General features: G+C 66.0%; 27 protein-coding genes and 4 tRNA genes. 19 read left to right on the top strand and 12 right to left on the bottom strand.

Going from position 1 to position 22,641, the window contains the following annotated elements:
• Positions 1 to 38: 38 nt before the first annotated feature.
• A complete protein-coding gene (locus ACX9NE_RS13245) occupies positions 39 to 830 on the bottom strand; it encodes a pyrimidine reductase family protein (RefSeq protein ID WP_459362093.1) in 792 nt (263 codons plus the stop codon).
• On the opposite strand from ACX9NE_RS13245, the gene zapE reads away from it, so the two are divergent.
• Entirely contained in the window at positions 829 to 1,923 is a 1,095-nt protein-coding gene (zapE, locus tag ACX9NE_RS13240) for a cell division protein ZapE (protein ID WP_459362094.1), read from the top strand. The genes ACX9NE_RS13245 and zapE overlap by 2 nt on opposite strands.
• Here zapE and ACX9NE_RS13235 read toward each other — a convergent pair.
• The 3 genes from ACX9NE_RS13235 to ACX9NE_RS13225 form a co-directional block, all read right to left on the bottom strand.
• The gene (locus tag ACX9NE_RS13235) at positions 1,901 to 2,395 is read right to left on the bottom strand and encodes a GNAT family N-acetyltransferase (protein WP_459362159.1); all 495 of its coding nucleotides are present in this window, start codon (positions 2,393 to 2,395) and stop codon (positions 1,901 to 1,903) included. The genes zapE and ACX9NE_RS13235 overlap by 23 nt on opposite strands.
• Before the next feature lies 1 nt (position 2,396).
• The gene (locus ACX9NE_RS13230; RefSeq protein ID WP_459362095.1) at positions 2,397 to 2,921 is read right to left on the bottom strand and encodes a hypothetical protein; all 525 of its coding nucleotides are present in this window, start codon (positions 2,919 to 2,921) and stop codon (positions 2,397 to 2,399) included.
• An 85-nt stretch (positions 2,922 to 3,006) separates the two neighbouring features.
• A complete protein-coding gene (locus tag ACX9NE_RS13225; RefSeq protein WP_459362096.1) occupies positions 3,007 to 3,738 on the bottom strand; it encodes a Clp protease N-terminal domain-containing protein in 732 nt (243 codons plus the stop codon).
• A 130-nt stretch (positions 3,739 to 3,868) separates the two neighbouring features.
• Here ACX9NE_RS13225 and ACX9NE_RS13220 point away from each other — a divergent pair, with 130 nt between their 5' ends.
• From ACX9NE_RS13220 to ACX9NE_RS13200, 5 genes are all read left to right on the top strand, one after another.
• Complete coding sequence (locus tag ACX9NE_RS13220) at positions 3,869 to 4,198, top strand: DUF732 domain-containing protein (RefSeq protein ID WP_459362097.1); 330 nt, start codon at positions 3,869 to 3,871, stop codon at positions 4,196 to 4,198.
• Positions 4,199 to 4,219: 21 nt separating this feature from the next.
• Entirely contained in the window at positions 4,220 to 5,617 is a 1,398-nt protein-coding gene (locus ACX9NE_RS13215) for an MFS transporter (RefSeq protein WP_459362160.1), read from the top strand.
• Positions 5,618 to 5,803: 186 nt separating this feature from the next.
• Complete coding sequence (locus tag ACX9NE_RS13210) at positions 5,804 to 5,950, top strand: hypothetical protein (RefSeq protein ID WP_459362098.1); 147 nt, start codon at positions 5,804 to 5,806, stop codon at positions 5,948 to 5,950.
• Positions 5,951 to 5,980: 30 nt separating this feature from the next.
• Positions 5,981 to 6,259 (top strand): hypothetical protein, encoded by a 279-nt coding sequence (locus ACX9NE_RS13205; RefSeq protein ID WP_459362099.1) that lies wholly within the window; start codon positions 5,981 to 5,983, stop codon positions 6,257 to 6,259.
• 189 nt (positions 6,260 to 6,448) lie between these two features.
• Complete coding sequence (locus ACX9NE_RS13200; protein WP_459362100.1) at positions 6,449 to 6,925, top strand: SRPBCC family protein; 477 nt, start codon at positions 6,449 to 6,451, stop codon at positions 6,923 to 6,925.
• Positions 6,926 to 7,011: 86 nt separating this feature from the next.
• Here the strand turns inward: ACX9NE_RS13200 and ACX9NE_RS13195 are convergent.
• From ACX9NE_RS13195 to ACX9NE_RS13185, 3 genes are all read right to left on the bottom strand, one after another.
• Positions 7,012 to 7,086, bottom strand: a tRNA-Val gene (locus ACX9NE_RS13195).
• A 13-nt stretch (positions 7,087 to 7,099) separates the two neighbouring features.
• Positions 7,100 to 7,173, bottom strand: a tRNA-Cys gene (locus ACX9NE_RS13190).
• A gap of 28 nt (positions 7,174 to 7,201) precedes the next feature.
• Positions 7,202 to 7,274, bottom strand: a tRNA-Gly gene (locus ACX9NE_RS13185).
• Positions 7,275 to 7,451: 177 nt separating this feature from the next.
• On the opposite strand from ACX9NE_RS13185, the gene ACX9NE_RS13180 reads away from it, so the two are divergent.
• The 6 genes from ACX9NE_RS13180 (at position 7,452) to ACX9NE_RS13155 (ending at position 12,179) form a co-directional block, all read left to right on the top strand.
• Positions 7,452 to 7,523, top strand: a tRNA-Val gene (locus ACX9NE_RS13180).
• Between the two features lie 525 nt (positions 7,524 to 8,048).
• Complete coding sequence (locus ACX9NE_RS13175) at positions 8,049 to 9,992, top strand: PE family protein (RefSeq protein WP_459362101.1); 1,944 nt, start codon at positions 8,049 to 8,051, stop codon at positions 9,990 to 9,992.
• A 226-nt stretch (positions 9,993 to 10,218) separates the two neighbouring features.
• Positions 10,219 to 10,995: a polysaccharide deacetylase family protein gene (locus ACX9NE_RS13170; RefSeq protein ID WP_459362161.1), complete on the top strand. Its 777-nt coding sequence runs from the start codon at positions 10,219 to 10,221 to the stop codon at positions 10,993 to 10,995.
• 122 nt (positions 10,996 to 11,117) lie between these two features.
• Complete coding sequence (locus ACX9NE_RS13165; RefSeq protein ID WP_459362102.1) at positions 11,118 to 11,486, top strand: SpoIIAA family protein; 369 nt, start codon at positions 11,118 to 11,120, stop codon at positions 11,484 to 11,486.
• Between the two features lie 69 nt (positions 11,487 to 11,555).
• Positions 11,556 to 11,849 carry a putative quinol monooxygenase gene (locus ACX9NE_RS13160; RefSeq protein ID WP_459362103.1) on the top strand — a complete coding sequence of 98 codons (294 nt, stop codon included), beginning with the start codon at positions 11,556 to 11,558 and terminating at the stop codon, positions 11,847 to 11,849.
• Positions 11,850 to 11,888: 39 nt separating this feature from the next.
• The gene (locus ACX9NE_RS13155; RefSeq protein ID WP_459362104.1) at positions 11,889 to 12,179 is read left to right on the top strand and encodes a hypothetical protein; all 291 of its coding nucleotides are present in this window, start codon (positions 11,889 to 11,891) and stop codon (positions 12,177 to 12,179) included.
• A gap of 45 nt (positions 12,180 to 12,224) precedes the next feature.
• Here the strand turns inward: ACX9NE_RS13155 and ACX9NE_RS13150 are convergent, their stop codons facing one another.
• Entirely contained in the window at positions 12,225 to 12,902 is a 678-nt protein-coding gene (locus tag ACX9NE_RS13150; RefSeq protein WP_459362105.1) for a GAP family protein, read from the bottom strand.
• A gap of 414 nt (positions 12,903 to 13,316) precedes the next feature.
• On the opposite strand from ACX9NE_RS13150, the gene ACX9NE_RS13145 reads away from it, so the two are divergent.
• The 4 genes from ACX9NE_RS13145 to ACX9NE_RS13130 all read left to right on the top strand — a co-directional run bounded on the left by ACX9NE_RS13145 (position 13,317) and on the right by ACX9NE_RS13130 (position 16,261).
• The gene (locus ACX9NE_RS13145; protein WP_459362106.1) at positions 13,317 to 14,192 is read left to right on the top strand and encodes a hypothetical protein; all 876 of its coding nucleotides are present in this window, start codon (positions 13,317 to 13,319) and stop codon (positions 14,190 to 14,192) included.
• A gap of 142 nt (positions 14,193 to 14,334) precedes the next feature.
• Positions 14,335 to 15,117, top strand: a complete 783-nt coding sequence (locus tag ACX9NE_RS13140) for a sulfite exporter TauE/SafE family protein (protein ID WP_459362107.1) — start codon at positions 14,335 to 14,337, stop codon at positions 15,115 to 15,117.
• 166 nt (positions 15,118 to 15,283) lie between these two features.
• Positions 15,284 to 15,565 (top strand): hypothetical protein, encoded by a 282-nt coding sequence (locus ACX9NE_RS13135; protein ID WP_459362108.1) that lies wholly within the window; start codon positions 15,284 to 15,286, stop codon positions 15,563 to 15,565.
• A gap of 141 nt (positions 15,566 to 15,706) precedes the next feature.
• Positions 15,707 to 16,261 carry a hypothetical protein gene (locus tag ACX9NE_RS13130; protein WP_459362109.1) on the top strand — a complete coding sequence of 185 codons (555 nt, stop codon included), beginning with the start codon at positions 15,707 to 15,709 and terminating at the stop codon, positions 16,259 to 16,261.
• Between the two features lie 21 nt (positions 16,262 to 16,282).
• On the opposite strand, the gene ACX9NE_RS13125 is transcribed toward ACX9NE_RS13130, so the two are convergent.
• A complete protein-coding gene (locus ACX9NE_RS13125; RefSeq protein WP_459362110.1) occupies positions 16,283 to 17,389 on the bottom strand; it encodes a glutamate--cysteine ligase 2 in 1,107 nt (368 codons plus the stop codon).
• A 215-nt stretch (positions 17,390 to 17,604) separates the two neighbouring features.
• Between ACX9NE_RS13125 and ACX9NE_RS13120 the strand changes: the two genes are divergently transcribed.
• Positions 17,605 to 18,267: a TetR/AcrR family transcriptional regulator gene (locus ACX9NE_RS13120; protein ID WP_459362111.1), complete on the top strand. Its 663-nt coding sequence runs from the start codon at positions 17,605 to 17,607 to the stop codon at positions 18,265 to 18,267.
• Positions 18,268 to 18,271: 4 nt separating this feature from the next.
• On the opposite strand, the gene ACX9NE_RS13115 is transcribed toward ACX9NE_RS13120, so the two are convergent.
• Positions 18,272 to 18,697: an anti-sigma factor antagonist gene (locus ACX9NE_RS13115; protein WP_459362112.1), complete on the bottom strand. Its 426-nt coding sequence runs from the start codon at positions 18,695 to 18,697 to the stop codon at positions 18,272 to 18,274.
• Between the two features lie 159 nt (positions 18,698 to 18,856).
• On the opposite strand from ACX9NE_RS13115, the gene ACX9NE_RS13110 reads away from it, so the two are divergent.
• Positions 18,857 to 19,498 (top strand): TetR/AcrR family transcriptional regulator, encoded by a 642-nt coding sequence (locus ACX9NE_RS13110; RefSeq protein ID WP_459362113.1) that lies wholly within the window; start codon positions 18,857 to 18,859, stop codon positions 19,496 to 19,498.
• 1 nt (position 19,499) lies between these two features.
• On the opposite strand, the gene ACX9NE_RS13105 is transcribed toward ACX9NE_RS13110, so the two are convergent.
• Positions 19,500 to 20,162 (bottom strand): DedA family protein, encoded by a 663-nt coding sequence (locus ACX9NE_RS13105; protein ID WP_459362114.1) that lies wholly within the window; start codon positions 20,160 to 20,162, stop codon positions 19,500 to 19,502.
• Positions 20,163 to 20,272: 110 nt separating this feature from the next.
• On the opposite strand from ACX9NE_RS13105, the gene ACX9NE_RS13100 reads away from it, so the two are divergent.
• Positions 20,273 to 21,910 (top strand): acyl-CoA synthetase, encoded by a 1,638-nt coding sequence (locus tag ACX9NE_RS13100; RefSeq protein ID WP_459362115.1) that lies wholly within the window; start codon positions 20,273 to 20,275, stop codon positions 21,908 to 21,910.
• Between the two features lie 86 nt (positions 21,911 to 21,996).
• Here ACX9NE_RS13100 and ACX9NE_RS13095 read toward each other — a convergent pair whose 3' ends face one another.
• Positions 21,997 to 22,626 carry a phosphotransferase-like protein gene (locus ACX9NE_RS13095; RefSeq protein ID WP_459362116.1) on the bottom strand — a complete coding sequence of 210 codons (630 nt, stop codon included), beginning with the start codon at positions 22,624 to 22,626 and terminating at the stop codon, positions 21,997 to 21,999.
• Between the last annotated feature and the right edge of the window lie 15 nt (positions 22,627 to 22,641).

Raw genomic sequence — 22,641 nt, 5'->3', positions numbered from 1 at the left:
CCTCCTCCCGCCGCTGCACGGCGCGCATCGTCGCCAGGCTAAACCTTGACGTAGCGCGTGTACAGATAGCCGGCGTCATCGGTGAGAACGTGGGCGCGTCGCATCCGCGTGAGCATCTGGCCCGATCCAGCGGCGATCCGGTGCGCCTGTCCACCGACCACGAGCGGGGCGATCGTCAGGCACAGCTCGTCGAGCAGGTCGGCCTCGATGAACGCGCCGAGCAGCATCGGTCCGCCTTCGGTCAGCACGCAGCGCAGCCCGCGATCGGTCAGCGCGCTCACGATCGCGGCGATGTCAACCTCACCCGGATCGTCGGCTGAGCAGTCGATCACCTCGGCGGCCAGTCCGGCGACACGGCGCCGTGTCTCGTCGGCGGCCGCCGCGCAGGTGAGCACCAGCGGCCGCACTTCGGTGCGGGTGAAGACTCCGAGATCGTTGTCGAGGTGACCGGACTTGGTGACGATAGCCAGCGGCGGGACTTCGCTCTGGCCCCGCGCCTGCCGCTGTTGGCGCTGGCCGACGCTCAGTTGAGCACCCGAATAGCCCTCCGCACGCACCGTGCCCGCTCCCACCACGATCACGTCGGCGAGTTCGCGCATGACGACGAACACCGCCCGGTCGCCCGGACCGGCCAGTGCGCCGGACAGGCCCTCGACGGTGGCGCCGCCGTCCAGGCTGGTGATGAAGTTTGCCCGCACGCAGGTGCCCGCTGCGGGGTAGCCGTACAGCCTGGGCAAATCGCCGGTACCGAGTTCGAGCTGCGAGCCCAGCAGCGCCAGCGTTGTCTCGGCGGCCACACCGGACGCGATTCCGGCCTCGAAGTCGGGCATGTGCTCGATTGGAGCACGTCGCTACAGTGCCAGCATGCGCGGGTCTACGCCTTCGGCTGCGGTCGGCCATTTGGTGGATCGGCATCCGGCGGTGTCGCCGGAGCGGCTGATAGCCCAGCTGCGGCCACCGCCGACGTTCGCCGATGTGAGTTTCGCGAGCTATCGACCCGACCCGGCGGAACCGACTCAGGCTGCCGCGGTGGTGTCGTGCCAAGAGTTCTGCCGTCAAGCCGAGGAGCGACGGGCCGGCCGAAAGAAACTCTTTGGTCGCCGAGAGGTGTTGCCCGGTGTGGGTTTGTATCTGGACGGCGGGTTCGGGGTGGGCAAGACCCACCTGCTGGCGTCGGCGTACTACCGGCTGCCCGGAACGGGTCCCGGCACGACGGACACACCGAAGGCATTCGCGACCTTCGGTGAGCTCACCCAGCTGGCGGGTGTGTTCGGGTTTGCGGAGTGCATCGAGCTGCTGGCCGATTACACCGCGGTGTGCATCGACGAGTTCGAGCTGGACGATCCCGGTAACACCACACTGATCTCGCGAATGTTGTCGTCGCTGGTCGAGCGGGGCGTCTCGGTGGCTGCCACCTCCAATACGCTTCCCGAGCAGCTGGGCGAAGGGCGTTTCGCTGCGCAGGACTTCCTGCGCGAAATCAACACGCTGGCACAGATTTTCACGACGGTGAGAATTGAGGGCCCGGACTACCGGCACCGCGATCTGCCTCCGGCGCCGCCGCCGCTGTCAGATGACGAAGTCACCGCCCGCGCCGCCGAGGTCGCGGGGGCGACATTAGACGACTTCGACGCGTTGTGCGCGCATCTGGCCACCATGCATCCGTCGCGATACCTGACGTTGATCGAGGGGGTGACTGCGGTGTTCATGACCGGTGTGCACGCTCTCGAGGACCAGAACGTGGCACTGCGACTGGTCGCGCTGACCGACCGGCTCTATGACGCCGGCATTCCGGTGGTGGCGTCGGGGGCCAAGCTGGACACCATCTTCAGCGAGGAAATGCTGGCCGGGGGATACCGCAAGAAGTACTTGCGGGCCACCTCGCGGCTGCTGGCGCTGACTACCCGACCCCCCGGCTCATGACGTAATCGTCTTCCAGGTGTGGGCCGAGCCGAAACGTCCTGGTGCCGCTGACCGCAAATCCACACTTGGCGTAAAAGCATTGCGCGCGCAGGTTTTTCTGGTTGACACCCAACCAGATTCGGTGTGCTCCCCAATCGGCGGAGCGGGTGAGCGCGGCATCCATCAGCGCCCTGGCAACCCCGGTGCCGTGAAATTCGGTTTCTACATACAGCTTTGACAGTTCGACGTCGCCGTCCGCGCCGCGAATCAGCATGGCGTAAGCGATAATTCGGCCGCCGTGCCGCACGGTGAGAATCGCGCGCTGGGGATCGCTCAGGTAGTCGGTGAACCGGAGGGGTGAAAGCTGGGCGTCGATGAACGCGGCGACGTGCTCGGCTGCCACGGACGACGGGCACGCCAACGGAAAGGTCCGCGCGGCAAAGGCGGCCAACTCGTCGGCCGCAGTGGGAGTGGCGCTGGCTACCTCGTGCAGATCAGAGGTTCCACTGCGCGAGGTGCTCGCCGGTCTTGCGGTCCAGCAGCACGACCACCGACACCGGGTCGCGGTAGGCGTCCCAGTACACCCCGCCCCGGACCACCGCACCCTGCGGGGCGTTGCCGAGGGCGGCGTCGAGCCAGTCAGGTGCGTCACACGGTCGCGGCTTGTACGCGTCGGCGAACGGGGTGACGCCGTCGAAGCTGAAGTTGCTCGCCATGATGTAGGAGTTGGGCACCCGGACTGCGCGCACCACCACGTCGGCGCGGTTCACCGAGCTGTCCGGGAAGCTCTTGACCGGGACGCCGCTACGGGTGTAGCCGAAACCTGGTGGCGGGTCGACCGGTACGACGCTGGTGACGGTGACGTCGGCGACGTAGGTGCCGGTGTCCACCCGCAGCGTGTCGCCGATGTGGCCGATCGGGGCGTCGCCGGCACGCGCGCGGGGGAGGGCGTCGTCAACCGACAACACACCCGCCGCCGTGACCAGGACGGCGGACAGGACGATCAGCCAGCGGTGCATCGTTGCCTCCTGGGCTGCCTGTGTTCCGGACCCACTTTCTCGCATGATTACACACGCGGCTTGGTCGCGGGGAGGGTTGGTCCGCTCAGGTTTGGGCCTCGGTGGTTGCGGTAAGCGACTCGAGCGCGGTCACCAGATCCGCCTCGACGCGCTCCTTCTCGACGCGGGCCCGGTGCAACGGTCCGGTGCCGTCTTCGAGTTCGAGCAGTGCCAGCAACAGGTGTTCGGTGCCGATGTAGTTGTGGCCCAACCGAAGTGCCTCACGGAAGGTCAGTTCGAGCACCTTGCGAGCGGGGCCGCTGAAGGGGATCAGCGCGGGGGATTCGTCCTCGGCCGCGGGAAGCTGCACCGATTGGCGCAGGGCTTCGGTGTCGACCTTCTGCAGATGCAGCAATACGGTGGCCAGGGCGGCGGGATCTGCCAGCACACCGAGCAGTAGGTGGTCCGGGGTGATCTCGCCGTTGCGGGCCTCGTGGGCGGCATTCTGGGCGGCGACGACCGCGCCTCGTGCCCGGGGGGTGAACCGGCCGAAACCCTGCTCCGGGTCCAGGGTGGTGGCTTCGGCTTTCGGGACGAACCGCTTCTGGGCGGCCTGCTTGGTGACGCCCATGCTCTTGCCGATCTCCGTCCAGGAGGCGCCGGACCGGCGCGCCTGATCGACGAAGTGCCCGATCAGGTGGTCGGCGACCTCGCCGAGGTGCTCGGCGGCCAGGACGGCGTCGGTCAGTTGATCGAGGGCATCGCTGTGCACCGTCTTGATCGCGTTGATCAGTTCGTCGAGCCGCACGGGATGGGCGATCTGGATGGGTTCGGCCATAGCGTCAACGTTAGGTTGACGAAGTCTACGTTGTCAACTTTGGGTTGACGCCTGCGGCACGATTGTTCACTGTCCGTTCGCCGTCTCTCGAGATGCGCCCTGACCTCGGGTTTGGGAGAATCGCAGGGCTATGAGACTGCTTCCGTTAGCGGCCTGCGCCGCGGTTTTGGTCGGTTTCGCGGCGCCTGCGCACGCCGACGCCAACCAGGATCAGGCTTTCCTGGTTTCGCTGGGCGCGGCCGGCCTCACCTATAGGGACCCCGAGAGCGCGATCGCGGCCGGCAAGAAGGTGTGCGACATGGCCAACGAGGGCAAGACCGGCCTCGAGGTGGTCAAGGTGCTGCAGGACGGAAACCCGGGCTTGACCCAGGTGAACGCGGCCCGGTTCACCGCAATCTCCGCCGGCGTGTACTGCCCCTCGCAGCTGCCGCCCGCGCAGCCGGTGGCGGGTGGCGGCTGATCGTTGGTCGAGCGAAGTGGCCTGCGCCCCAGCGGGTCTGAATTTGGCTCGGCGCATCTTCGCCGGATAGTCGCCGCGTCGATGGCCGGCACGGTCGTCGAATGGTACGAGTTCTTCCTCTACGGCACAGCGGCGACGCTGGTATTCAACAAAGTGTTCTTCGCCCAGAGCGGCAATGACCTGGACGCTATTCTTGCCGCCTTCGTGACCTACGCTGTCGGCTTCGCGGCGCGCCCGTTCGGCGGCGTGGTCTTCGGCCAACTCGGTGATCGCTACGGGCGCAAGAAGTTACTGCAACTGAGTCTGCTGCTGGTGGGTGCGGCCACATTCCTTATGGGATGTCTTCCGACGTTCGGCCAAATCGGCTACTGGGCTCCGGCCCTGTTGGTGGCATTGCGTTTTATCCAGGGATTCGCGGTGGGCGGTGAGTGGGGCGGTGCGGTGCTGCTTGTCGCCGAGCACAGCCCCGACTCCAGCCGGGGCTTCTGGGCGAGCTGGCCGCAGGCCGGCGTGCCGGGCGGCAACATGCTGGCAACGGTGGCGCTGTTGGTGCTGACATCGACACTTTCGGACAAAGCTTTTCTCAGCTGGGGCTGGCGGGTGGCGTTTTGGATGTCGGCGCTTGTCGTCGTGGTCGGCTACTACGTGCGCACGAAAGTCACCGACGCGCCGATCTTCGTCGAGGCGCAGCGGCAGGCCGAGCATTCCAGGGCGACGTCGATTGGTGTCGTCGAGGTGCTGAAGCGTTACCCGCGGAAGGTTTTCACCGCGATGGGATTGCGCTTCGGCGAGAACGCGATGTACTACCTGGTGGTCACCTTCTCGATCACCTATCTCAAGGTGCATGTACATGCGAACACCGCCGCTGTCCTGTCGTGGTTGCTGGCCGCGCATGCCGTCCACTTCGCCGTCATCCCCCTGGCCGGACACCTCAGCGACCGATTCGGCAGACGCCCAATCTATTTCGTCGGTGCCATCACCGGGGGCACGTGGGGTTTCTTCGCCTTCCCGATGATGGACAGCCGCCGCAACGTGCTGATCCTGCTGGCCGTGGTCCTCGGCCTGGTATTCCACGGACTGATGTATGCGACGCAGCCGGCGGCCATGGCCGAGATGTTCCCGACCCGGATCCGATATTCGGGGGTATCGCTGGCCTACCAGGTTGCCGCGATCGTGGCCGGTTCCCTCGCGCCGATCGTTGCCGTTCGGCTGCTCGAGACGTATAGATCGTCGGTGCCCATCGCCTGGTATCTGGCGGCCGCCACGACCGTGAGCGCGGTGGCCGTGCTGGCGGCCCGCGAGACAAAGGGCATCGATCTGGCGGACCTTGACCGCGCCGACGCTCAGCCTCTGACCACCAATCTTCACCCTTCGGTGGATGGGACGACAGACTTGGCCGAAGAAGCGCCGCTGCGTTAGGCAGCGCAGGTAGGTAGCGTGGCGGAGCGGCGAAAACCGGGAGGTCGCGTTGAGAGCACCCTTGGCCGCGGGCGCGGCACTGGTGACGACTGAATACGCCTTTCACCGCCAGGTGCGGACATGGCTCTGGGCGCGGATGCCCCGCCGTGAATTCCCGATCCGCCCGCGTGAAAGTGATTACATCCCATGACATTTGCCGCCTCCACCGTTAGCGGTGCCGTCGCGTGGCGGCCCGACCTCTACGAATCCGCCATCATCGACGTCGTCGCCGACGCCCTCATCCTGACCTGCACCACCGTGGCCAGTGATGTCGACGGCGACCAACCCTCCTAGCACGTCGGCTACTTCGACGACGCCACCGCCGTGTTCAAGGCAGAGGCCGCCGAACTTGACGAGTCCGAACCCGACCTGTCCGAAGTGTTGATCCACACCGCCAAGTTGACGCAACCGTCTACGGCAGATCAGTTGGCGCACAGCGTCAATCGGGCCATCATCCGGCCCGCCGACATCGGGTTCGTCGCCGAAGCCGCACCCGTGGGACCAGCCGTGGCACCCATGCCAGGCCTGCTCAACGTCGCCAACATCGTTGAAGGCGGCGAAGTCGCCACCGACCTCGATCAGCGACTTGATCGCCACGCTTGAGGACAACCTGGCGACCCCGTCCGCCATCATCGTCGACCCTTTGGGGTGGCGCGAGATACGTAAATTGAAGATCAGTAACGCGTACGCAGATGCTGTTCCGCCTGCCCGTATCCGTGAACCGCGCGACAGCGGTGAAAAGGAGCGAAATGGTGAGCGTCCTGCCTCGATCAGCGCATTAGGCTTCGATCCATGCCGACACCGCAGCAAGGGAGCGCAAGTATCGAGATTGCAGCCCCACCAAATGTCGTATACGACCTCATCGCGGACATTACTCGGATGGGCGAGTGGAGCCCTGAGTGCTACAAGTGCGAGTGGCTGGACGGAGCCAACACCGCTGCCGCAGGGGCGCGGTTTCGTGGATATAACCGCCTTGGTGTCTACCGTTGGGAACGAAGCGCGGTTGTCACCACGGCCGACCGCGACCGCGAATTTGCCTTCAATACTGTCGACGACCGCACTGGGCGTCACGAAACCGAATGGCACTACACGATGGAGCGGTCGCCGTCCGGGACGTTGCTCACCGAATCTTTCCAGTTCCTTTGGTGTTCGCTTCTGGACAGGGCCACCGAGCTGTTCATCCCACGAGGACGTCAAGTAAACCGCGGTATCGAAGAAACACTGCGACGTATCAAGCAGGCGGCCGAAGCTATTCACGGGGGTGAATAATGCGGCGTCGCGCAGCATCGGCGGCGGGCGCGGCGTTCCGGGTCCGCGTATCCCGCATGCTTGGCGGCAGAACCGCAGGTAAAGCCTGGTGCGCGATACTGGGATTGAACCAGTGACCTCTTCCGTGTCAGGGAAGCGCTCTCCCGCTGAGCTAATCGCGCTGGCGATAACAATTGGAGGTGGAGACGGGAATCGAACCCGTGTGCACGGCTTTGCAGGCCGTTGCCTCACCACTCGGCCACTCCACCGCTGGGATTGATGCCATTTGCACCTTCGAGCGGATGACGGGATTCGAACCCGCGACCCTCACCTTGGCAAGGTGATGCGCTACCAACTGCGCTACATCCGCGCGCAACGGGCGAGATCGTCGCCCGGTGCGAAGCACGACGATAGTCCAGTGAGCGTGCCCACACAAATTCCTTGCTCAGGCCGTGTCGGGGTGATGCCAGGACCTGCAAACGCACCTGGCCCGCCGGGCTCACCCGGGCGTCGTGCTAGTCTTCGACCTCGTTCGCCTCTCGGCACCGGTCCCGTGGCTCAGTGGAAGAGCGTCCGCTTCACACGCGGAAGGTCGCTGGTTCGATCCCAGCCGGGACCACAACTAAACATCCTGACCGGTTGCGGTATCTAGCCAGGTTCAATGAATTCCGGGTTATCGGCGCGGTGAGCTTCACCGTCGTTCGTGCCGGCAATGTGGACACCTGGCAAGGCTGTCATCCGGCCGCGCGACCCGGCGCCGAAGCCGACAGATTTCCGGCTCCCGTCGTCCGATCTTGAGCAGCCACAGCGACCTACTTCCTTGCAGGGCCTGGCTTTTTGCGCAATCGAACCGAACTGGTCGAGGTAAGCAACTGACACGGGCTCATCGGGCTTGCTGAGATCGGGGGCTGCCAGGGCATTGCGAGGCGGCCAACGCCGAACGTTCAAGACGAGAGCGTGCCGTCGACACGGGCGCCACCCGATGACGGCGGCATGCCACCTGCGCGACGACGAACGGAGCGCCCGTGAGTGTGCCGCGAAGGTGGCGTGGCTTAATACCCGAAATACCAACCAAGAGCAGCGAATCCTGGATAGGCTCTCTTCGTTTTCGGTATCACCTCGACCGTCGGGAAAGAGGCTGGTCATGTCGTATTTGGTAGCTTTTCCCGCCGAGGTCGTCACGGCGGCCGGGAACTTGGCCGCGATCGGATCGTCGATCAGTCAGGCCAATGCCGCGGCGGTGGGACCCACGATCGCGGTGGCGGCCGCCGGAGCTGATGAGATTTCTGCCCTCATCTCCGACCTGTTCGGCGCCCACGGCCAGGCCTATCAACTGTTCAGCGCCCAGGCGCAGCAATTCCACGACCAATTCGCCCAGACACTACAAGCCGCCGGAAGTTCGTACGCCCTGGCCGAAGCCGCCAATGCCACGCCCCTGCAAAGCTTCGGACAAAACCTGTTGGGCGCAGTCAACAGCCCCACCCAAGCCCTGTTCGGACGCCCACTCATCGGCAACGGCGCCAACGGCGCGCCAGGTACCGGTTCCGACGGCGGCGCGGGCGGAATTTTATTCGGCAACGGAGGAAATGGCGGATCCGGGGGAGTAGGCCAAAGAGGAGGAAACGGTGGTGCCGCGGGCTTATTCGGGTCTGGTGGTTCAGGAGGAACCGCCGGAAGTGACGGAGGCAGCGGGCCAGGCATCGGAGGCAATGGCGGTTCTGGCGGGTTAATCGTGGGTGCGGGCGGAACAGGTGGAGATGGTGCCCCTCCCACTGGCGCCGGCGGCTTCGGTGGGAACGGTGGAAATGGTGGGGCGGGCGGGCTGTTCGGTCCGGGTGGAACGGGCGGTAACGGCGGGCCGAATCTGGGTGGTGGTACTAGCGCCGGGTCTGGTGGCAACGGCGGGAGCGGCGGGGTTTTCGGCGCCGGCGGCGCCGGAGGTAACGGGGCGCCGAACCCGGGCCTGGGTAACGCCGGCTCCGGCGGCAACGGAGGGCACGGCGGGCTGTTCGGTCCCGGCGGCCCCGGCGGCAACGGCGGCCCGGGTGTGGCGGGCACCGGCAACGCAGGAGCTGGAGGAAACGGTGGGGACGGCGGTCTGTTCTACGGCGACGGTGGCGCGGGAGGTGCCGGCGGGCGCAATGAAAATGGGGGCTTGCCCGGGGCAGGCGGAAACGGCGGTGCGGGAGGACTATTCGGCGCGGGCGGCGTCGGTGGGGCGGGCGGCGTCAATCTCGCGGACCTGACGGGTTCAGGTGGGGCCGGCGGGCGTGGCGGCGCCGGCGGGCTGTTCGCCGGTGCAGGGGGAGCTGGTGGCGCTGGCGGAAACAACGAAGTCGGTAACGGTGCCTCAGGTGTCGGCGGCGCGGGCGGTAACGCCGGGGCACTCTCCGGCGCCACTGGCGGAGCAGGTGGCGCTGCCGGGGACAACCTCAGTGGCAATCTCGTCAGCTTCGGCGGTAATGGCGGGAATGCCGGTCTCTTCGGCAACGGTGGGGCAGGTGGGTCCGGCGGCCAACGGGGCAACAACAATGGCGGGACCGGCGGAGCCGGTGGGTTGCTCTTCGGCGTGGGCGGCGTTGGCGGGGCGGCGTCGGTGGTCGGGGGTGGCACCGGCGGCAACGGTGGCGTGGGAGGGATGCTGATAGGGATTGGCGGCGGCGGCGGGGCCGCGCCACTATTCGGCAGCGGAACCGGCGGAAACGGTGGGAACGCCGGTCTGATCGGTATTGGGGGGGTCGGCGGGGCCGGCACCATAGTTTCTGGGGGTGGCGGCGGTGGTGCCGGCGGTAATGGCGGGACGCTGATAGGCATAGGTGGGAACGGTGGGACCGGCGGGGTGGGTACCGACGGTGGAGCCGGGGGTAATGCCGGATTTATCGGTAACGGTGGCAACGGAGGGACCGGCGGAGTCGAAGGCGGCAATGGAGGGGCCGGTGGCAACGCCGGGTTTGTCGGGGACGGTGGAAACGGCGGCAACGGGGGAGACGCGCTGGGCACCGGATTGTCAGGCAGTGGCGGCACAGGTGGCGCCGGGGGCAGGCTGCTCGGGTTCAACGGCGCAGATGGAGCAAACGGAGCCCCATAAAAGCCCGGGCGGCGCCGGATCACCACACCGCACCGAGCACCCGCCTGTCGCGGTCCGGCTAACCTCAGGTCTCAAGTTCATACCTACTGCGACACCCCACGCTCAGGCCCGGAATTGTGGCCAGCGTCGGCTTAGCCTGTCAGACATTTGGCGGATGGATTGTCGGCTAGGAGTGCACGTGAGCGAACTGGCCCGGCGGCGGTTCCTGGTCGCGATTGCCGCATCCGTGGCGGCGTTAGCGACCACGACTGAGCCGCCGGCACGAGCCGACGTTCTCGACTCGGCACCCAACCCAGGCCCGTTGCGGCCGACGGTACTGCCGCCACCGGACCCGGCGTCGCGCGTTGTCGTGCCGCGCGGGGCAGTCCTGAACAAACTGCCCGGCAACGGCGACCTGCTGGCCTGGACGGTCGACGACGGCGCGGACAGCGAGGTGGTGCGCCTGTACACACAATTCGCGAAGGACACCGGTGTGCGGCTCACCTACTTCGTCACCGGCACCTATCGCTCCTGGACGGAGAACTCCGCGCTGCTTCGACCGCTCGTCGAATCCGGGCAGATTCAGCTGGCCAATCACACATGGACACACCCGGACCTGACGAGGCTTCCGCCCAAGCAGATCGCCGAAGAACTGAAAAGCACCGACGTTTTCCTGCGCAGCACCTACGGAATTGATGCCGCGCCGTACTTCCGGCCGCCGTACGGCCACCGCAATGCCGCCGTCGACGCGGTAGCTGCCGATCTGGGTTACCAGACCCCGACGCTGTGGAGCGGCGATCTACGGGACTCGTCGTTACTTCCCGAAGAGCAGATCGTCGCGCTGGCCTCCCAATACTTCCTTCCCCAGAACATCGTGATCGGGCACCTCAACCACGCTCCGGTCACGCATGTCTACGGACAGTTGGTCGAAATCATCCGAGCGCGCCGGCTGCGCACCGTGACGCTCAACGACGTCTTTCTCAAACCCGGGATCCCGCAACGCACAACGGGATTGCCCGGCTGAGGGCGGCGCCGCCATCGCGCGCCCCGAGCTCCTGCCACGTTCGGAGGTCGTTGCGCGCGCAAATCTGCGCGAGTTGACTGGCGATAGCGGGGGGTTCGCCGAGAGCGAGAAAGAAGAATCAGATGATTGAAATATTGCCGGACATGCCCGAGGGAGTAACCGGGATTCGCGTGTCGGGCCGGCTCGGTGGTGACGAACTGCGTGAGATAGAGCCAAGCCTGCAGGAGCGGCTCAAGGCCGGCGAGGTCAGGATCGTCGAGGTCATCGCCTCGGACTACGAAGGCTTCGGGCCCGGTGGGCTGATCGAGGACCTCAAGCTCGGATTCGGCACTGTCCTGCCGCACCATTCGGCGTTCAAACGAATCGCGATCGTCTCCGACATGGACTGGGTCGCTCATGTTCTTCATGCACTGGCGTGGCTCGTCCCTGGCGAGCTGGCCGTGTTCGGCCTCGATGAGCTCGAACGGGCCAAGCAGTGGGCAGCCGGCTGACGGGCCGCCTGTAGCTTGTGACAGGTCTCGCTGCGTTAGCAGTGCGCGGGCACTCGAAAGGGATACGACATGTCGGTGACGGTGATTCTCGAACTCAGATTCAAGCCCGAGTCGGTGGCCGCCGCACGGGAGCTGATGGGCCGCACGCTTCAGGTCACCCGCGCATTCGCCGGCAGCCTTCAGACCGAGGTGTGGATCGACGAGGATGACGAGGCGCACTGGCTGATCTACGAAGTGTGGGAATCGGTTGAGCACGACGAGGCCTACCGCCGTTTCCGCGCCGGAGAAGGCAAGGTGACCGAGCTGCCGCCGCTGTTGGCTGCGCCGCCGGTCAAGACGAGGTACACCAGCGCCGACATCTAGGGCAGGCGAGGCGTACCGATTTGGCCTACCGTCGGCTCCATGAGCTTTTCCGAAGGCATCGGCACGCTGAAACTGGAATGTCCGCAGGCTCATCCGGTGGGCAGGATCTTGCGCGAAACCGCGCACCAAGCGGTCCAGTACGATCCGGGCGCCGCGGTAGGCCCGCGCCGGTTCTGGCCGGAGGAGGCCGAGCTGACCCGCTTCAGCACTGTCTGCCGCTTCTGCGAGAAGCCGGTCGGAGAAGCCACGGCGACCCTGCGGGAGAGGTTCACCGAGCTGCTGGCAGACACCGTCGAGACCTATCGCACCACCACGCTGCCGTATCTTTAACGTTTTCACGGCTTTTGACGATCATCGACCGGGGCCGCGCCCGGTTCAGCGCTTCAACGCGTCAATTCCGTTGTAGAGCACCATCGCGCCGATCACTATCAGGATCGCCGCCATCAAGGCGGCGTTATTCTTCTCCATCCAGTCTTTGAGCCGGGCCATCGCACCGTCCAAACGAGCGCCCGCAACCGCATAGGCGAGTATGGGAACAGCGACTGTCGACGCGGCGAGCGCAACAAAGAACAGGGCGGCCAACCAGACGTCGACGCGGTCAAGCCCGCTGGCGCCGATTGCCAATCCCGCTGGGACGCAGATGAACAGCACATCAGGGCGGCCGACCACCAGCGCCATTGCGGTCAGTGCGGCACGGGTCGGGCTGATCGTGGAAAACGAACGCATCCAAGCCGGCGACTCGTTGTGGCCGTGCCGAGTGAACCACCGGTAGATACCGAATAGGACGAGCGCCGACCCCAGGACGATGCGCAGCCAGGAAGCCCAGGTCGGTGTGGACTTGTGCAGACCACCGAGCAGCCCGGAGGCCGCGACGCACACAGCCGTCAGCGCCGCCAGACCCAGTAGCCACCCCGCGAGGAAAGCGAGCCCACTGGGCCGCGGCCGCGGTGCCTGTAACACCAGCACCGCGGGGATGATGGTGATCGGCGAGACCGCGACGACCAATCCGAGTGGGATGAGCCCGGTGAGGACAGAGCCCCAGCTTCCTGCCATGGGTAGTGAATGTAGTGGACGACGAGGCTTCGTACGGGTGAAAGCCGAGTTCTCGGAGCGACGCAACCGTGGCTGCTTTCCCAAGCGCCGCAATGACTCTGCGACGCCGACCTATAGACGACCGAGGTGTTCTTGAGGCATTCGGTCACCGCGCAGCCGCAGCCGGCACTCAGGAACAGACGAGCGATTGAACCTGATATGCGCGACACCGGCCACTCGCGGATTGCGCCCGCCGATACTCAGGCCATGCAGCTCTATTGAGCACCTGCATAGTAGCTGGCGCCTTGATTGCCGATGCCGAAATCCCAGGCTCTTGATTGATTTCCTAAGGTTCATGAGGAAACGTCTACGCAAGCGCACGACAGCATGTCCTTCTAGGTCCACGGCAACATTCCCTACCAGCACGGAGTTCTCATGACGCGGATCCACAGACACACGCTGGGCGTCCTCGTGGCAATGGTGGCGAGCTTCGCCGCGGTTGCTTCGTTCGGGGCGCCACCGGCACACGCCTTCTACGTGAAGTACCACGAAACGATCACTCGCAACGCCCTGCCCGCCGACCAGGTGAGTCAGCTGGCCATCAATCAGATCCTCATCGGTCCCCCTCCTGGCGGCGGCGCGATGGGGAGCGACGTGTTTGCCACCGACGAATTCCGTCACCTGGACAATTCGATCAACCCGGTCGACATCTGCAATCGGGCCCGCCAGGCATGGGACGTCTTCTCGCCCGTCGTCATGAGCGGCTCGGTGCTCAACGGCAACGTGGAGGCCGACGGACCGGCCGCCCGCGCCGCGTTCGGTGCGCTGCTGCACACTCAGCAGGACTTCTACGCCCACTCCAACTGGGTCGAGGAGAACGAGGCCATCGGCCAGCTGGACCGGCTGGCGCCCCCGATCTTCCCGACCTGCAACCCGGCCGACTTCCCGGCGGATCTGCACACCGGCTACTACAACATCGACTTCTCCCAGCAGTTCCCCCTCGAGGGCTGCCCGGCCGGTGGCCCGCCGCCCGGCTTCCAGGAGTGCCACACGGTTCTGAACAAGGACGGCCCACACACCCCGCGCGGCAGCCAGGTCATCCCCGGCACGACCATGACCATGTATGACCTGGCGGCGAAACTGGCCACCGAGGCCAGCACCAATCTGTACACCACGGTGCGAGACTGGGTGGCCAACGAAAACGGGCAGAACGCCGCGGTTCAGCTGTTCCAGCAGGGTGGCCCGATGCCGTCGTTGAACAGCCTTCCCCACATCCCCAACCTCCCGAACCTGCCCTACACCGGCAGCTAAGGCAGGCTCAGCGGTTGCTCGGGTCAATCCAGTCGATCCACTCTGCGCGGGCGGCCACCCGAGGGCACCGCTGATCCCGGCTTGGCCGAAGGCCGCGACGAAGTCATTGGCCCCCTTGTGTCGTGCGTCTAGGGTTCTGCGGGTGTCGGTTTCCCACATGATCGTGATCGGGCTCGCGGGGCTTGGTGCGGGTGCCATCAACGCGCTGGTCGGGTCGGGCACCCTCATCACGTTCCCGACATTGGTCGCTCTCGGCTACCCGCCGGTCACCTCGACGATGTCCAACGCGGTCGGTCTGGTGGCCGGCAGTGTCTCGGGCACCTGGGGCTATCGCAGGGAACTGCGGGGGCAGTGGGATCGGTTGCGGTGGCAGATCCCGGCCTCGTTGATCGGTGCGGTGCTGGGTGCCTACCTGCTGCTGCATCTGCCCGAGAAGGTCTTCACCCGAATCGTGCCGGTGCTGTTGGTGCTTGCCATCATCTTGGTGGTCATCGGGCCGCGCATCCAGGCGTGGGTACGCCGTCGGGCCGAAGACGCGGGACGCTCCGCCGATCACATCACGCCGGCGCGGATGGCCGCGCTGGCGATCGGCACCTTCCTGGTCGGCGCCTACGGCGGTTATTTCACCGCCGCCCAGGGCATTCTGCTAGTCGGCGTGATGGGGGCGCTGCTGCCGGAATCGGTGCAACGCATGAACGCGGCCAAGAATCTACTCACGCTGATTGTGAATATCGTTGCAGCCGTGAGCTATACGTTGGTGGCGTGGGGGCGTATCAGCTGGCCGGTGGCCGGTTTGATCGCCGTAGGGTCACTGATCGGGGGTTTGATCGGCGCGCGGTATGGACGGCGGCTGTCGCCGAATGCGTTGCGTGCCACCATCGTGGTGGTGGGGTTGATCGGGTTGTACCGTCTGCTGACCGTGTGATTGCGCCCGATAACGCAATCGCCGTGATCCGGGGCACCGGGGGTGCCTGCCCCGGCTACCGTGCGCTACACGCCAAAGCACCCTGTCCCGAGGCGGTGGAAGCGCCCGAGGATCAGTGACTTAGTTCCCTACCCTGGTGGGGTATCTGAGTCGTAGCGTCCAGGGTGTGACGCAAGAATCTGAATCGGCGGTCGAGGATCGGCCGGTGTGGCTGGGCAAATTGTTGGCATGGGTGGGCATCATCGCCGGTGTCGTGTTCATCGTGGCGGTGGTCTTCTTTTCGGGCTTCTTCGTGGCCTGGTCGCAGGATGGACGCTCCTGGCGGCAGGGTGGTTCCGACGGACGGGACGGGACCTGCCCGATGATGGCGCCCGGCGCGACGATGGGCCCGGGCCGACCGATGGCCCCGCAGCAAACACCGTCCACGACCACCCGGCCGACGCCCTAGCTGCGGCTGCGCGACGGCGCCAGATGCGCCGCGCCACCTTCGACAAGAACCCTATGACGTGGGCCGTTCCTTCCTGTTCGCTGCCCCCGGAACTGTCGAATCGCGGCACTCACCGGCACCGGCGGACGTAGGATTCGGCGCATGCCCGCCACCACTGCCGCAAACCGAGTGCCGATACCGCTGCGCGAGCGTCGCCGCGACTGGTTCTTCATTGTCGCGTTCGCGTTTTTCGCCGCGACGTCGTTGATCACCGACACCATCAACACCGTGGGGCCGCCACGGCGAGAATCGTGGTACACCGTCGAGCGGTTGCTCCTGGAGAACGGCAACGAGCGGTTGGTGATCGAAAACCCGCGCTTCGTGCAGATCACTGTCGGGTTCGTCTCGGCAATCCTGTTCGGCATCTTCTATCTCGTGCTGATCTACGCCTTCGCCCGTGGCCGCGAATGGATTCGATTGCCGGCCGTGTTCTACGCGGGCATGGTCGTCATGGGCACTGGCGTCTATCTTGCAGTCGGAATCCTCGGTGATGCACCACTCTTCCAACGCGTGTGCGGACCGGGCACGACATTCGACTACAAATTCGTCAACGCCGCGTTGTCGGTCGCCTATAACCTGCCCTACCCGCTGGTCGGTCTACTGTTGGTGGCCCGAATGTGGCGCGATCATCCGTTCACCCGCCGAGCTGAAGCATGAAGCGCTGCGCAGCAACAACTTTCAACTAATCGTCGCCGCCGCGGCATCCTCGATGACGTCGTGCACCGCACCTCGGCGCCGCCACGCCCGTAGTTGCCGCATCGCCCCGTTGCCCAGGGCGGTGACACGATCGAGTTCCTGGACGACGTGGTGATATTCGCCGAGCCTGTCCAGAGCGGGGCGCAACCGGTGCACCAGCACGCTCAACTGCTCGCGTACCGGCACCGCTCCTCGGTCGCCGACCAAATCCAGTGTGCTGCCGGCCAGTCCGTCGTGTGCCGCCTTCCAGTACGCCGCCCGCAGCGCCGCCGGCTGCAGCCGCTGCACCCGGAGATCGAGCTCCTCGACCGCAGTCATCACGGCGGCGCGAATCAGCGTGGCCAGCAACACAGTATCGGCGACCGTCGCCGGCACATCGGCCACCCGGACCTCGACGGTCGGAAAATCCGCTGACGGGCGCACGTCCCAATAGACCATCCCGTCATCGAGGATCACTCCGGTGTCGACCAGCATGCGCACGGTGCGGTCGTACTCTTCGGCGGAGTTGAAATACGGCGGTGCACCCGCGACCGGCCAGCGTCGCCACAGCACGCTGCGCCAACTCGCATAACCGGAGTCGCTGTTGCGGTAGATTGCCGAGTTTGCCGATAGCGCAAGTAGTGTCGGCAACCAGGGCCGCAGCCAATTGCTGACGTGGACGGCGACGTCACGGTCGGGTACCTCGACGTGGACATGACACCCGCAGATGCCCTGCTCATGTGCCACCATGCCGAACTGGTCGCCGATCTGCCGGTAACGGGGTGTGTCGGTCACCGGGAACTCGTGCGGCGTGACGGGGGGCAGCCCCAGCGCCAGCAGGCGGACGCCGACGGCTTCGGCGGCCTGTGCGGCCGTGCGTCGCAGCCGGGTGAGCTCCTCGTGCAGCTGTGCGGCACTGGTCGCCACGCTCGACGTCGTCTCCACCTGGCAGCTGGCGAGCTCCAGATCGAGATCGACGCCCCGGCGCGCGGCCTCGGCGGCCACCACACCGTTGCGCGGCGCCGGCTCACCGGTCTGAGGGTCGACGAGAAGGAACTCTTCTTCGACACCGACGGTCGGAAGGTCGCTCTCAGAGCCCCGCGTGCTCATGCCCGCAAGCTACCCGAGGCCGGCCCCGCCGAACCAGCGCCCCCGTATACCGGCGTTCCGCCTGAGAATCGACCAGGTCGTCGATTTCCCAGTAAGAACCCGCTCCGTTGGGGACAATGGCCTCGAAGGGAACCCGGAAGTCGGGCCTCACGGGGTTTCTTGGCTTGGGTTCGGCGTGCCTGCAAAGCACGTCACAACAAAGGAGCGATTAGCTAGTGGCGAGCCCCCGGTTGCACGAACACGATTACGTCCTGGATTCCACCGAGGACCTGGTCGCCCAGGATGGCATCGAAGCCGTGACGATTCGTGCCCTCACGAAGGCGACCGGCGTGTCCAACGGCGCGATCTATCGGACCTTCGAATCCCGCGGTGGTCTGCTCGGCCGCGTCTGGATACGAGCGGAACGCCGCTTCCTGGACAAACTCACCAGTTTGATCGAGGAGGCCCAGGCGCAGCCAGGCAGCGAGCCGCTGGACGAGGTGTACGCGGCGGCAGAGACGTCGCTGCTGTACCCGGACCTGTACCCGGGGTCCTCGGCGTGTCTGATGACGGTGCGCCGTGACGACGTGGTGAGCCAGCCGATGCCGGCCGAGATCGCCGAGCAGTTGCAGGTCCTGGAGCGTGAACTCGCCGCGGTGATGGCTCAACTGGCGCAAGGACTTTGGGGCCGCAACGATGACATCGCGGTCAATCTGGTCGCGACGTGCATCATCGATCTGCCGAAGTGGATCGCCTCACGCGCGGGGCGGTACAACCTGCCCGTCGTGCGGGACTACCTGCGGGCGGCGGTGCGATCCGTGCTCGAGGTGGGTCCGCCTCCGACCGGAGCCGCCCGCGAACTGGCCGGCAGTGGGGCACGCCGAGACGGCGCGGCCTGACTTCTCAGCTGACTGAGAGCGCCCGATCCACCGTGGCGTAGATCGGCAACTGCGCACTGAGTCCGCAGGCCCGGACGATCCGGGTGACGATCGGCGCCTGGGTCACCAGCCGCAGTTCGATGCCGCGCTTCCGACATTGCTCAGCCGCGTCGGCGAGCACGCTGTAAGCACAGCAGCCCATGAAGTCGACGTCGCTGACGTCGACCACGAAATGTCCGCGTGCGGTTGCTGTGGCTGCGGCTTCGGTCACCAACTGACGCCAGGTGTTCTCGTTGCAGGCGTCGATCTCACCGCCGGCATGAATCACCACCGCATCGCCGCTGCGGTCGGTGATCGCGCGCAGCGTGCTGCGCGGCTCGCCGAGCTCGTAGACCAGACGGGTACTCAGCGTGAGATGTGTGGAAAATGATTCAGCAATTACCAGGCTCATGGTGCACTCCTAATCGACTGGCGTCGAAACGCCGCGATGGATTGCCCGCCCTGCACATCTGAAGACAGACAGATTGATCGCTCCTGTAAGTATCAGGTCTATAACAAGACAGGGCGGTCTGTCTACCCGGACCGACGTAAGAGTATTTTAAGGCTCAATATGACAACGCCCGACGTCAACGGGTCTGACGTGCCTGTCGTCCCCGCCCGCGAACGTATCTTGAATGCCGCCTACGAACTTTTCAGTCGGCGCGGAATCCGGGCTGTCGGCACCGATGAAGTGATCGAGCGGGCCGGGGTGGCCAGGGCGACGCTCTACCGCCACTTCGCGACCAAGAACGCGCTGGTCCTGGCGGTGCTCGAACGCCGAGAACAGCTGTGGACCCACGGCCTGATCGAGCAGCAGTCCGCGGCTCTGGCCAGCACTCCCGAAGAACAGCTGCTCGCGATCTTCGACGTCCTGCACGAGTGGTTCCACAATCGCGATGGCTGCGAGGGTTGCTCGTTCATCAATGTGCTGTTGGAGCTGGGTCCGGACCATCCGGCCGGGCAGGCCAGCATCGGGCACATCAACAATGTGCGGCAGATCGTGCGGGCACGCGCGGTGGCGGCGGGTCTGCGGGACGTCGAGGATTTCGCGCGGTCCTGGCAGATCCTGATGAAGGGCGCGATCATTCTGGCGGCGGTCGGCGACACCGATGCTGCCCTGCGCTCCCGGGCGATGGCCGAGGCGCTTATCGAGCAGTACCGGCCCGGGGGCGGCCGTCGCTTCGAGCAGGACCGCCGCGGGGCCGTCGGATAGCTCAGGCGGCCTGTTCCGCGGTTCCTGTCTTGCGGTAGTGCTCTTCCTCGAGTTCGGCGATCGCGCGGGAGGTGCGTTCGCGCAGCAGTATCGCTGCGGTGACGCCACAGATGACGGCGATCACCAGGGCAACCCAGGAGAACCGCGACATCCAGCGCTCGGCCGCCACGCCGGCGTAGTAGACCAGGGCCGTGGTGCCGCCGGCCCAGCAGATTCCGCCGCTCACATTGGCGGCCAGGAAGCGGGGATACCGCATTTTCAACGCCCCGGCCAGCGGCCCGGCGAAGATGCGCAGCAGGGCGATGAACCGGCCGAAGAACACCGCACGCACACCCCAGCGGTTGAACATCCGTTCCGCAAGAGCGACATGGCCGGGGCCGAAGTGCTTCGGGAACCGGCGGCCGAGCCGGTCGAACAGCGGCATCCCGAACCGGCGGCCAATGGAATAACCGATGGAGTCGCCGATCACGGCGCCGATCACCGCGGCGGCGCCGACGCCGATCGGGTTCACGCCCAGCTCGTGATGCGACGCCATCAGAGCCGCGCTGACCAGCACGATCTCGCCTGGCAGCGGGATGCCGAGACTTTCGACTCCGACGACGCCGCCGACCAGCAGATAGACCGCCAGCGGCGGGATGGAATGCAGCAGGACGTCCAGATCCATGGATAAAGGATGCCTGACCGGTCGGGTCTGCGCGGGGCAAAGCCGCCAGACGAACGCCCCGGTGTCGATACTGTCGTGACGTCAGACCTCAGGACGGCTCGGGAGGTGCGGTGGAATTCAATCTGGCTGAGGTGTTTTCGGCGGTGGCCGCGGCCAATCCGGACCGCGACGCCATTGTCTTCGGCGATCGCCGCTTCACCTTCGCCCGTACCGACGAGCGAGCCCGGCGGTTCGCACGCGCCCTGCACAACTGGGGCTTCGGCGTCCGCCGCGAACGCCGGGAGCTGGCGCCGCACGAATCCGGTCAGAGTCATCTCGGCCTGTACCTGGCCAACTGCAACGAGTATCTCGAGACGATGATCGGGGCATACAAGGCCCGCGTCGCACCGTTCAACATCAACTACCGCTACGTGGCCGAGGAGCTGGTGTACCTGATCGGCAACGCGGATGCCGACGCGGTCGTGTACCAGGCGCGGTTTGCGCCGACGCTTGCCCAGGCGCTGGAAAAAGCGCCGCTGCGCCCGCGGCTGATCCACGTCGACGACGAATCCCGGAACGCGCCGTTGCCCGGCGCGGTGCGGTACGAGGAGCTGCTGGCTTCGGTGTCCGACGAACCGCTGGACATCACGCCGTCACCGGACGATCTCTACATGCTCTACACCGGCGGCACCACCGGAATGCCCAAGGCGGTGCTGTGGCGTCAGCACGACATCTTCATGAACGCGATGGGCGGGCGGGCCTTCGGGACCGGGGAGCCGGTCCGCAGTCTCGAGGAGATCGTGCGGCGATCGCGGCCCGCCGGGCCGGGATCCATGACCGCCGCCCCGCTGATGCACGGTGCGGCGCAGTGGGCCGCGTTCATCAACCTGTGTGCCGGACGCCCGTTCGTGATGGCGCCGACGACCACCCATCTGGATCCGGGCGAGGTCTGGGCGCTCGCCAGCCGGGAGCGCGTGGTGTCACTGTCCATCGTGGGGGACGCCTTCGGCCGGCCGCTGGTCGACGAGCTGCAGGCAGGTTCCTACGACCTGTCGGGCCTGTTTGTTCTGGTCACCGGCGGGGCGGCGCTCAGCGCTCCGCTCAAGCAGCGATTCGTCGAACTGTTGCCGCACCTGACGATCCTGGACGCCGGTGGCTCGTCGGAGTCGGGCGCCCAGATGGGGCAGGTCTCCAGCGCCTCGCAGGGTGCCTCGGGCCGGTTCGCGCCCAATCCCGGGGCGGTGGTCGTCAGCGAGGACCTGACGCGCATCTTGTCGCCCGGCGACCAGGAGATCGGCTGGCTCGCTCAGCAGGGTGAGATTCCGCTCGGCTATCTCGGCGATCCGGAGAAGACCGCCCGGACGTTCCCCGTCATCGAAGGTATCCGCCACTCGGTTCCCGGGGACCGGGCCCGGAGGGACGCTGACGGACAGATCGAACTGCTGGGCCGGGATTCGGTGACCATCAACTCCGGGGGCGAGAAGATCTTCGCTGAGGAGGTCGAGGCCGCCATCCGCGAACACCCCGCCGTCTACGACGTCGTGGTGACCGGGCGGCCCAGTGAGCGGTGGGGCAACGAGGTCGTCGCGCTGGTTCAGCTGGCCGAGGGCCAGCGGGCCGACGCGGAGAGCATCATCGCCGAGGCTGCGCGCCACATCGCGCGCTACAAGCTGCCCAAACAGGTGATCTTCCGCACCAGGCTACAGCGCTCACCATCTGGCAAAGCCGACTATCGATGGGCGAAAGAGCAAGCGGCACAAGCTAATTGAAAAAGCCCCGACTAGTTGTCGCCGCTGTGGAAGCCGCCGGAGCTGCCGGGGCTCCGAGATAACCGGCCCCGCAGGAGGCTTTGGGGTCAGGCCAGGAGGCGGGTGCGCATCCGCGTGAAGGCTTGGGGCTCCGGGCAGGCCCGGTAAAACCCGAAGAGGCGGCGCGCAAGGACCGCTACCGGAGTGGCGGTGGTATCCAGTTCGACGTCGTACTCCGCGTCGGCGTGGGCCGCGCGAGCGCTGCCGCGGTTCCAGCCGGGATAACGGTCTCCTCGCTCCTGTTCCCGGCGCGCGCCTTCGGCGTCGGAGACGTGCACCCCTACCATCCACACCTGATATCCCCGGAACACCCGCAGGGCGTCCACCAGCCAGTCACGCGTCCAGATCACGTCGTCGGCGATCACGTTCATCCCGTGGTCCAGGTAAGCCCGGATGGCTTGGTGGCGGGCGCGCATCGCCTGGTCCAGCATCGGGCCGGGGTGCACGGTGAAGTACTCCAGGCCGTCGTCCTCGAGTGCGCTGTCCCACGTGTAGTACTCCGGATGCACCCTGGCCAGGTCGAGTTGTCGGGGCGGCAGCGCGAGCCAGAACACGTCGATGCCCAGGTGCATCCAGCATTCGTCGGCCACGTCCTGAAACCCTTGCGCCAGCGATGTCTTACCGGCGCTGGATCCGCCGTTGAGGACGATGAGCTTGCCCGGAGCCGCTGACGTCATAGCCGCAAGAGGTTA

The sequence above is a fragment of the Mycobacterium sp. ML4 genome (genome assembly GCF_054515735.1).
Note: the sequence above shows the minus strand (reverse complement) of the source record. Positions and strands in the feature narration are given on the sequence as shown.

What these genes read in the sequence shown, in the direction of transcription:
- zapE (WP_459362094.1), top strand. Translation starts at nt 829, where the DNA reads ATGTGCTCGATTGGAGCACGTCGCTACAGTGCCAGCATGCGCGGGTCT.
- ACX9NE_RS13245 (WP_459362093.1), bottom strand. Translation starts at nt 830, where the DNA reads ATGCCCGACTTCGAGGCCGGAATCGCGTCCGGTGTGGCCGCCGAGACA.
- ACX9NE_RS13230 (WP_459362095.1), bottom strand. Translation starts at nt 2,921, where the DNA reads ATGCACCGCTGGCTGATCGTCCTGTCCGCCGTCCTGGTCACGGCGGCG.
- ACX9NE_RS13225 (WP_459362096.1), bottom strand. Translation starts at nt 3,738, where the DNA reads ATGGCCGAACCCATCCAGATCGCCCATCCCGTGCGGCTCGACGAACTG.
- ACX9NE_RS13220 (WP_459362097.1), top strand. Translation starts at nt 3,869, where the DNA reads ATGAGACTGCTTCCGTTAGCGGCCTGCGCCGCGGTTTTGGTCGGTTTC.
- ACX9NE_RS13210 (WP_459362098.1), top strand. Translation starts at nt 5,804, where the DNA reads ATGACATTTGCCGCCTCCACCGTTAGCGGTGCCGTCGCGTGGCGGCCC.
- ACX9NE_RS13200 (WP_459362100.1), top strand. Translation starts at nt 6,449, where the DNA reads ATGCCGACACCGCAGCAAGGGAGCGCAAGTATCGAGATTGCAGCCCCA.
- ACX9NE_RS13175 (WP_459362101.1), top strand. Translation starts at nt 8,049, where the DNA reads ATGTCGTATTTGGTAGCTTTTCCCGCCGAGGTCGTCACGGCGGCCGGG.
- ACX9NE_RS13165 (WP_459362102.1), top strand. Translation starts at nt 11,118, where the DNA reads ATGATTGAAATATTGCCGGACATGCCCGAGGGAGTAACCGGGATTCGC.
- ACX9NE_RS13160 (WP_459362103.1), top strand. Translation starts at nt 11,556, where the DNA reads ATGTCGGTGACGGTGATTCTCGAACTCAGATTCAAGCCCGAGTCGGTG.
- ACX9NE_RS13155 (WP_459362104.1), top strand. Translation starts at nt 11,889, where the DNA reads ATGAGCTTTTCCGAAGGCATCGGCACGCTGAAACTGGAATGTCCGCAG.
- ACX9NE_RS13150 (WP_459362105.1), bottom strand. Translation starts at nt 12,902, where the DNA reads ATGGCAGGAAGCTGGGGCTCTGTCCTCACCGGGCTCATCCCACTCGGA.
- ACX9NE_RS13145 (WP_459362106.1), top strand. Translation starts at nt 13,317, where the DNA reads ATGACGCGGATCCACAGACACACGCTGGGCGTCCTCGTGGCAATGGTG.
- ACX9NE_RS13130 (WP_459362109.1), top strand. Translation starts at nt 15,707, where the DNA reads ATGCCCGCCACCACTGCCGCAAACCGAGTGCCGATACCGCTGCGCGAG.
- ACX9NE_RS13125 (WP_459362110.1), bottom strand. Translation starts at nt 17,389, where the DNA reads ATGAGCACGCGGGGCTCTGAGAGCGACCTTCCGACCGTCGGTGTCGAA.
- ACX9NE_RS13115 (WP_459362112.1), bottom strand. Translation starts at nt 18,697, where the DNA reads ATGAGCCTGGTAATTGCTGAATCATTTTCCACACATCTCACGCTGAGT.
- ACX9NE_RS13110 (WP_459362113.1), top strand. Translation starts at nt 18,857, where the DNA reads ATGACAACGCCCGACGTCAACGGGTCTGACGTGCCTGTCGTCCCCGCC.
- ACX9NE_RS13105 (WP_459362114.1), bottom strand. Translation starts at nt 20,162, where the DNA reads ATGGATCTGGACGTCCTGCTGCATTCCATCCCGCCGCTGGCGGTCTAT.
- ACX9NE_RS13095 (WP_459362116.1), bottom strand. Translation starts at nt 22,626, where the DNA reads ATGACGTCAGCGGCTCCGGGCAAGCTCATCGTCCTCAACGGCGGATCC.